General features: G+C 53.9%; 8 protein-coding genes and 2 tRNA genes. All 10 read right to left on the reverse strand.

Annotated features, from left to right (window positions below):
- Positions 1–182, reverse strand: a 182-nt coding sequence (locus ACLQ7H_RS21050) for an S-ribosylhomocysteine lyase (protein ID WP_411754344.1), incomplete at its 3' end; no start/stop codon positions are given.
- A 164-nt stretch (positions 183–346) separates the two neighbouring features.
- Positions 347–1,909 carry a glutamate--cysteine ligase gene (gene gshA / locus ACLQ7H_RS21055; RefSeq protein WP_411754345.1) on the reverse strand — a complete coding sequence of 521 codons (1,563 nt, stop codon included), beginning with the start codon at positions 1,907–1,909 and terminating at the stop codon, positions 347–349.
- 81 nt (positions 1,910–1,990) lie between these two features.
- The gene (locus ACLQ7H_RS21060) at positions 1,991–2,419 is read right to left on the reverse strand and encodes a YqaA family protein (RefSeq protein ID WP_024530730.1); all 429 of its coding nucleotides are present in this window, start codon (positions 2,417–2,419) and stop codon (positions 1,991–1,993) included.
- Positions 2,416–2,982: a fructose-1-phosphate/6-phosphogluconate phosphatase gene (yqaB, locus tag ACLQ7H_RS21065; RefSeq protein WP_411754346.1), complete on the reverse strand. Its 567-nt coding sequence runs from the start codon at positions 2,980–2,982 to the stop codon at positions 2,416–2,418. The genes ACLQ7H_RS21060 and yqaB overlap by 4 nt, the downstream gene beginning before the upstream one ends.
- Positions 2,983–3,281: 299 nt before the next feature.
- Positions 3,282–3,358, reverse strand: a tRNA-Arg gene (locus ACLQ7H_RS21070).
- 3 nt (positions 3,359–3,361) lie between these two features.
- Positions 3,362–3,454 (reverse strand) — tRNA-Ser (locus ACLQ7H_RS21075).
- Between the two features lie 333 nt (positions 3,455–3,787).
- Complete coding sequence (gene csrA, locus ACLQ7H_RS21080; protein ID WP_004091602.1) at positions 3,788–3,973, reverse strand: carbon storage regulator CsrA; 186 nt, start codon at positions 3,971–3,973, stop codon at positions 3,788–3,790.
- Positions 3,974–4,227: 254 nt separating this feature from the next.
- A complete protein-coding gene (alaS, locus tag ACLQ7H_RS21085; protein WP_411754347.1) occupies positions 4,228–6,855 on the reverse strand; it encodes an alanine--tRNA ligase in 2,628 nt (875 codons plus the stop codon).
- A 131-nt stretch (positions 6,856–6,986) separates the two neighbouring features.
- Positions 6,987–7,520 (reverse strand): recombination regulator RecX, encoded by a 534-nt coding sequence (gene recX / locus ACLQ7H_RS21090; protein WP_411754348.1) that lies wholly within the window; start codon positions 7,518–7,520, stop codon positions 6,987–6,989.
- Between the two features lie 60 nt (positions 7,521–7,580).
- Positions 7,581–8,639, reverse strand: coding sequence for a recombinase RecA (gene recA / locus ACLQ7H_RS21095; protein ID WP_411754349.1), 1,059 nt, complete (start codon positions 8,637–8,639; stop codon positions 7,581–7,583).
- Positions 8,640–8,641 lie beyond the last annotated feature (2 nt).

The raw sequence follows: 8,641 nt of genomic DNA on the forward strand, positions 1-8,641 counted from the left end.
GCGAACAGATGTTCCAAGGTATGGATCCCACGCTCTGGCATCACTTCCAGATTCGGGCGACAGAAACGCAGATCGAATACGGTGATGGTATCCCCATGGGGAGTTTGCATGGTTTTAGCAACGCGGACAGCCGGAGCCGCCATGCGAGTATGATCTACGGTAAAGCTATCCAGCAGTGGCATGTCATCACCTCTTGGTAAAATGAATTTATTTCGAAACTTTTTTCGTACCGATGAAACCTTTTCCAACCCTGCGGGTCTTAATCTATGAAAGACGCGCATTTGTTATCATCATCACTGTTTTCAGAGATGTGTATTTGGCCACAGTGATGTGGCCTTTTTCTTTTTCAGCCCCCGCCGTTTTCCTTCAGGAACTGTTCAAAGCTTAGCGTATCATTGGCTTCTATGTCGCGCTGGCGCTGCCACGAGGCCTGCTGCTCCTGAGCGAGTTGCTCTTCGGTCAGCAGTTCCAGCGGCTCCTCTATCAGCATTTTGCGATATTTTTCCGCCAGTTCCAGGCCAACGCTACCGGTGCCTTGCGCTTTCATTTCCTTGAGGATACGGGCCGAGAACGTCAGCTCCGGATCGTCAAACGCCGCCACCAGTTGTTCACACACCTGCTGATATTGCCGATCGCCCGCTTCGCTATCCAACACTTCAGCCACACGCTTCAGATCGTCAAACAGCGCCTTGCCGACCTTATCCAACGGTTCACGACTATCGTTACAGCCGATGCCGATGGTCTGGCCTGGCTTACGCCCTTCCAGGATCACCCGGTTCCAGTTTTTACGGGTGCACAACAGCTCGTCGCTGCTCATTTCTGGCGCATCCGCCAATACACACCACACCAGGAACAGATCCAGGAAACGCGCCTGTACCGCATCCACACCGATTGGCGAGAATGGGTTGATATCCAGCGAGCGCACCTCGATATATTCGATACCGCCACGTAACAGCGCATCTGACGGTGTCTCACCGCTGTGGGTGACGCGTTTTGGCCGGATCGGGGCATAGAGTTCGTTTTCGATCTGCAACACGTTGCTGTTCAGTTGCAGATAGCGATCGCCCTCTTTCACCCCCAGCTTGGCATAGTCTTCCGAAGGCGTCGCAATAGCGCGCTTCAGACCTTGCACATAGGTTTGCAGATCGTTAAAGGTAATGCCCAGATTGCTCTGCGACTTATTGGTATAGCCCAGATCGCTCAGACGCAGCGAGGTAGCATAAGGCAGATAGCACATGCCCCGGTCATTGTGCTCAAACGGCAAATCGCTTTCCCGGCCTTTGAGGAACGAGGAACAGATGGCTGGCGATGCCCCAAACAGATACGGGATCACCCAACCAAAGCGGTAGTAGTTGCGGATCAGGCGGAAATATCCCGCAGAGATCTGCTCTTTACCGCTCTCTTCATCCTCAACGCCAGCCCACGCCTGCCAAAACTCCAGCGGCAGGGAGAAGTTGTAGTGCACCCCGGAAATGGTTTGCATCAACGCGCCGTAGCGATTCTTCAACCCTTCGCGGTACAGCGTTTTCATCCGGCCAATGTTCGAGGTACCAAACTGCGCCAGCTCGATATCCTGCTCGGCGCCGATAAAGCACGGCATGCTAAGCGGCCACATGCGCTCTTCACCCAGATTGCGCGCCACGTGACGATGGATATCACGCAGGAACGTCAGCAAGTGATCGAGGTCGTCATCAACCGGTGTAATAAATTCTAACAGCGCCTCGGCAAAGTCCGTGGTGATCCAATGGTGCGTTAATGCCGCCCCCAGTTGTTCTGGATGACCCGTGCTGGCAAGCGTGCCATCCGCGGTGACCCGCAGTGTTTCACGCTCAATACCGCGCCGGATCCCTTTTAATGCATGAGGGTGGGCTTCCAACCAAGAAAGCGCCTGTGATACGTCCGGGATCAAATTGACCTCCCGCTTCTAAAAACGATAGCTGTAAGCATACTGAATCCGCTCCCTAGAGAATATTGAGTTATATTCACTTGGTTAATGCCACCAGGCGATACCCTGCAGCGTAATCATCGTCAAGATGATGTAACGCAACGCTTTTCCGATACACAGAAACAGCGTAACGGCGCCCCATGGCATGCGCAGCCAGCCTGCCAACACGCACAATAAATCGCCTACAACCGGCACCCAACTGAGCAACAGCGCAGCCGGGCCAAAGCGTTGTAACCAACCAAGAGCCGTTTCCAGCCCGCGTTGTGGTTTCAACGCCGGTAACAGGCGCCCGATAATGACGTTGGTCAACCCACCCAGGGTATTTCCCAACGTTGCAGCCAGCACCAGTAAACCTGGTGAAGCGCTGCTGTTGGTCAACAACGCAACCAACACGATCTCTGAATTGCCAGGCAACAGCGTCGCACTAAGGAAGCTGCTGCCAAACAGCGACATAACCGCCAGCGTACTACTCACAACGTGCGAACGTCTACCACGGCCATATTGGCGCTTCTGGCGGCCTGAATGCCGAAATCAGCATCTTCAAACACCACACAGTGCTCAGGAGGCACGCCAATCAACTCCGCACAGCGCAGGAAAGTATCCGGCTCCGGCTTGTGGCGTTGAACATCATCAGCCCCGACGATGGCATCAAAGCAGTCGAACAACCCTAAATGACGCAGCAACATCTCCGCCATCCGGTGCTCACTACCCGTCCCTACCGCCATGGGACGGCGGCCATGATAAGACCTCACCACCTCAATCAGCGGTAATGGGCTCACCGTGTCTAAAAGCATGCTTTCTACCGCGCGGGTTTTCTCGGCGGCCAGTTGATGAGGATCGAGATCGGCCTGATGTGCAGCAATCACCGCCTGAGCAATGCGCCAGGTCGGTGAGCCGTTCAGCCCTGTCATGGCGGCTGCATCAAACTTCATTCCGTAACGTGCCAACACCTCGTGCCACGCCTTGAGGTGCGTTGGCTCAGTGTCCAGAATGGTACCGTCCATGTCGAAGATCAGACCCTGATAGCGATCGTACATCGTGACTCCATGACCATTGAGCAAAGAAAGCTACTTTAGCGTAAAGCCGAAAGGTTGTCGCTGCCAGAGCATGACGGAAAATGCGGTGTCGATAGAAGGATTAAGAAGACAGAAGCAGGATATCAGAAAGCGAAAAACCCGCCGAAGCGGGTTTTTCTATATATGGTGCATCCAGGAGGATTATTCAGCGCAAGCGCTTCACCCGTTGGGCCGTTGCAGTGCAACGTTATCCTCCCTAGTGCTACCTTCCATATTGTATCTATCTACGAGTTAGCGTTCGCGATAGGTACATTATAATATGGTGCATCCAGGAGGATTCGAACCTCCGACCGCTCGGTTCGTAGCCGAGTACTCTATCCAGCTGAGCTATGGATGCAAATGGCGGTGAGGCGGGGATTCGAACCCCGGATGCAGCTTTTGACCGCATACTCCCTTAGCAGGGGAGCGCCTTCAGCCTCTCGGCCACCTCACCAGTACGCTTCTTGCGAATTGTGCCTAACTTGCTTTAGAGAAGCTCATCGGCACTGCGTGGCGCACATATTACTTTCGTGGGTTTATAAGTCAAACAATTTTTCCCAACTCTCGCGCGTTTGCACAAATCACAGGCAACATGGGTGATTTCGCGGCAAAAAGAGTGCTTTATCAACAGGAAAATGCCGTGCTAACGCGGATAAGAGTTTGATCGCAGATGAAAGATTATTGGCAAAAAAGTAGAGGGGAGATACAGCAAGCGTGAAAAGGAGGGGAAAAGCGGGTCAAGCAAAGCAAGAAGCGTCTCGTTATAGAACGAGACGCTACTTAGAAATCAGTAAGTCGTCTGTTGAGACTTCTCGGCCTGGATGCGCTGGTAGATTTCTTCGCGGTGAACAGACACCTCTTTGGGGGCATTCACACCAATACGAACTTGGTTGCCTTTAACCCCTAGCACTGTGACCGTAACCTCATCGCCAATCATGAGGGTTTCACCAACTCGACGAGTCAGAATTAACATTCTTTGCTCCTTGAAAGATTAAAAGAGTCGGGTCTCTCAGTTTCCCCGCCATTATCCATTATATGCAGTGAAAACGTAAGTCAAGAACCCACAATAAATGTAAGCAGACTTGGTGTCACTCCAGATTAAGAATAAGTTTAGCCGACCTGGAAAACTTTGTTCCCGCAATTGTCACTACATTGTGTTAGCACAGTCTAAAAACGCCATAAGCCACAGTGGCTTACGGCGTCAGTAACGCGCCTATTTATTTATATTCACAGTTTCGCGGCCACCCAGGCCTCTACGCTGTTTAATGCCGCTGGCAAGGCGTTGGCATCACTGCCCCCAGCCATTGCCATATCAGGGCGTCCACCGCCCTTGCCGCCAACCTGCTGTGCGATGTTGCCGATCAGCTCGCCGGCCTTAACCCGGTCGGTCAGATCTTTGGTAACACCCGCAATCAGGCTGACTTTGCCTTCTTCCACCGTGGCCAACACGATGATCGCAGAACCCAGCTGATTTTTAAGTTCGTCAACCATGGTACGCATAATCTTCGGCTCAACGTTATCCAACTGGCTGACCAGCAGCTTCACGCCATTGACCAGCGTAGCTTTACTCGACAGCGAAGCGCTTTCCTGCGCAGCTTGCTGATCTTTCAGCTGTTGCAGCTCTTTTTCCAGCGCACGAGTGCGATCGAGTACCGCACGCACTTTATCACTCAGGTTATTGCTGTCACCCTTCACCAGATGAGCAACATCCTGTAACAAGTCACTTTGCTGATGCAAGGTTGCTATCGCACCTTCACCCGTCACAGCTTCAATACGACGGATACCGGCGGCGGTACCAGACTCGCTCTGGATGCGGAACAGACCGATGTCACCGGTACGGTTGGCGTGCGTACCGCCACACAGTTCGGTAGAGAAATCGCCCATGGTCAGCACACGTACGTGGTCATCGTACTTCTCGCCAAACAGCGCCATCGCGCCCTTCTCTTTGGCATCGTCCAACGCCATCACTTCGGTCTGGACCGACAGGTTACGACGGATCTGCTGGTTAACCAAATCTTCTACCGCGCGGATTTGTTCCGGCTTCATCGCTTCGGAATGCGAGAAGTCAAAACGCAGGTATTTGTCGTTAACCAACGAGCCTTTTTGCGCTACGTGCTCACCCAGGATCTGGCGCAATGCCGCATGCAACAGGTGAGTGGCAGAGTGGTTCAGGCGAATACGGTTACGGCGTTCGCTGTCGATCACCGCATCAACGCGGTCATTCAGCTTCAGCGAGCCGCTAGCCAGCTTGCCCAGGTGACCGATAGCCTGGCCATATTTCTGCGCATCGCTCACGACGAACTCACTGCCGGCCGCTTTCAGCACGCCTTTATCGCCGACCTGGCCACCCGATTCGCCATAGAATGGCGTTTCGTCCAGCACCACCACGGCCTCTTCACCCGCATGGATCTCATCCACCGGCTGACCATCACGGAACAGAGCGGTCACTTTCGCCTGCTGCTCTTCGCGATCGTAACCATTGAACTGGCTTGCGCCGTCAACACGGATCAGGCTGTTGTAGTCCGCGCCAAAACCGCTGGACTCACGCGCACGTCGGCGTTGAGCCTCCATCGCCTGCTCAAAGCCTTGCTCATCAACCTTAAGGCCACGCTCACGGCAGACGTCGGCGGTCAGATCCACTGGGAAACCGTAGGTATCATACAAACGGAATGCCGTTTCGCCATCCAGGGTATCGCCCTGCAGCTTGGCCAGCTCGTCATCCAGCAGCGCCAAACCGCGCTCCAGCGTACGGGCAAACTGTTCTTCTTCGGATTTCAGTACCTGCTCAACCTGTGCCTGCTGACGTTTCAGCTCGTCGGCAGCCGGGCCCATCACTTCGATCAACGGAGCAACCAGCTTGTAGAAGAAGGTATCCTTCGCGCCCAGCATATTGCCATGACGGATCGCGCGACGAATGATACGGCGCAGCACGTAGCCACGGTTTTCATTCGACGGGATCACGCCATCAGCAATCAGGAAGGCACAAGAACGGATATGGTCCGCAATCACGCGCAGTGACTTGTTACCCATATCGGTTGCGCCGGTCAGTTTGGCGACGGCGGCAATCAGGGTGGTGAACAGATCGATTTCGTAGTTGGAATTGACATGTTGCAGCACCGCAGCGATACGCTCGAGGCCCATACCGGTATCCACCGAAGGCTTCGGCAGCGGCAGCATGGTGCCATCAGACTGGCGGTTGAACTGCATGAACACGATGTTCCAGATCTCGATGTAGCGGTCGCCATCTTCTTCCGGGCTACCCGGCGGGCCACCCCAGATATGGTCGCCGTGATCGAAGAAGATCTCTGTGCACGGGCCGCACGGGCCGGTGTCGCCCATCTGCCAGAAGTTATCGGAAGCAAAGGCCGCGCCTTTGTTATCGCCGATGCGGATGATACGTTCCGCAGGCACGCCAATCTGCTTCTGCCAGATGTCGAAGGCTTCATCGTCGGTTTCATAGACGGTGACCCACAGCTTTTCTTTCGGCAGGTTGAACCAGTTTTCACCGGTCAGTAGCTCCCACGCGTAGCTGATAGCATCGTGCTTGAAATAGTCACCGAAGCTGAAGTTGCCCAACATTTCAAAGAAAGTATGGTGACGGGCGGTATAGCCGACGTTTTCCAGATCGTTGTGCTTGCCACCGGCACGCACGCAACGCTGTGAAGTGGTGGCACGCGAGTAGGCGCGCTTGTCCAGCCCCAGGAAAACGTCTTTAAATTGGTTCATGCCGGCATTGGTAAACAGCAATGTCGGATCATTGTTAGGTACCAGGGAGCTGCTTGCTACAACCTGGTGGCCTTTACTATGAAAGAAATCGAGAAACGCTTGACGGATCTCAGCGGTGCTCTTGCTCATAATTTTCCCGGAAAGACTAGAATCACGATGCGTGAAAGAGGCTCGACATCCTGACGATATCCTCTGGCTCACGAACTAAATGTGGGGATAAGATAAATTTTCTTCGGGGGGAAGTAAAACGCCGTGTGCATTCATTGCGCAAAATCACGGTAAATCGACTGAATTTCCTCCTGGAAGAAGCCGCGGTAGAGCAGATAGCGCAACACCTTGGCCTTCTCTTTCCATTCTACCGGTAACGGATCGCCAAATTTGCGCAGTGCGATCTCCCTGGCTTGCTCACACCAGTCGATTTCGCATTCCGCCAGGGCGTCCTGCACCATCTCCTTATCCACGCCCTTTTGCATCAGTTCTGAACGAATGCGTTGTGCGCCATATCCCTTGCGGCTGCGGCTGGCGATAAAGCTATTGGCGAAACGCCGATCGTCCAGCCAGTTATGCTGGTAGCAATAACTAATCACCTGTTCAATGATTGCGGGATCGATGGGCTCTTCGGGAGGCTCTGTAGGGGATTTGCTACCGAATCTGGCATTCGCCATAAATGGCGGCGCCGCAAGTTTGCGGCGCAGTTCGGCTTCACTATGATCGCGTTGGGACAATAGCCGCATCGCACGGCTAATCAACGTATTTTGCTGATTATCTGAAGGCGGGGAGCCTACGTCATTCATATCTGCAAGCCTTGGTGATCGGTATACGCCCTAAGGGGGGCGTATACCCACCGGCAAAGATTAAAACTCTTCGCTGGTTTCTGCTTCGTTGTCATCGGCCTTCTCGGCACTGGCAGCAGCCGCTTCACCATTGCTGTGCAGCAACAGGTCGCGCAGTTTTTTGTCCAGTTCCGCGGCAATGGCCGGGTTTTCTTTCAGGAAGTTACAGGCATTGGACTTACCCTGACCGATCTTCTCACCGTTGTAACTGTACCAGGCACCGGCCTTCTCGATCATCTTGTGCTTCACGCCCAGATCGACCAGTTCGCCACGGCTGTTGATCCCTTCGCCATACAGGATCTGGAATTCTGCCTGTTTGAACGGCGCAGCGATTTTGTTCTTCACCACTTTCACGCGGGTTTCGCTGCCGATCACTTCATCACCTTCTTTGATCGCACCGATACGGCGGATATCCAGACGGACAGAAGCATAGAACTTCAGGGCGTTACCCCCGGTGGTGGTTTCCGGGTTACCGAACATCACGCCAATTTTCATACGGATCTGGTTGATGAAGATCAGCAAGGTGTTGGCGTTCTTCAGGTTACCGGCCAATTTACGCATGGCCTGGCTCATCATACGTGCCGCCAGCCCCATATGTGAGTCACCGATTTCGCCTTCGATTTCCGCTTTCGGCGTCAGCGCCGCTACGGAGTCGACGATAATGACGTCAACCGCGCCGGAACGGGTCAGCGCATCACAGATTTCCAACGCCTGCTCACCGGTATCTGGCTGAGAACACAGCAGGTTGTCGATATCCACGCCCAGCTTCTTGGCGTAGATAGGATCCAGCGCATGCTCGGCATCGATAAACGCACAGGTTTTACCTTCACGCTGCGCTGAGGCAATAACTTGCAGAGTCAGGGTCGTTTTACCGGAGGATTCCGGGCCATAAATCTCAACGATACGGCCCATTGGCAAGCCACCTGCGCCCAGTGCGATATCGAGTGACAGCGAGCCGGTGGAGATCGTTTCTACGTCCATGGAGCGGTCTTCACCCAGACGCATGATGGAGCCTTTGCCGAACTGTTTCTCAATCTGGCCCAGTGCTGCAGCTAACGCCTTTTGCTTGTTCTCATCAATAG

The organism is Serratia sp. (in: enterobacteria) (genome assembly GCF_046715635.1).
Lineage (GTDB): Bacteria > Pseudomonadota > Gammaproteobacteria > Enterobacterales > Enterobacteriaceae > Chania.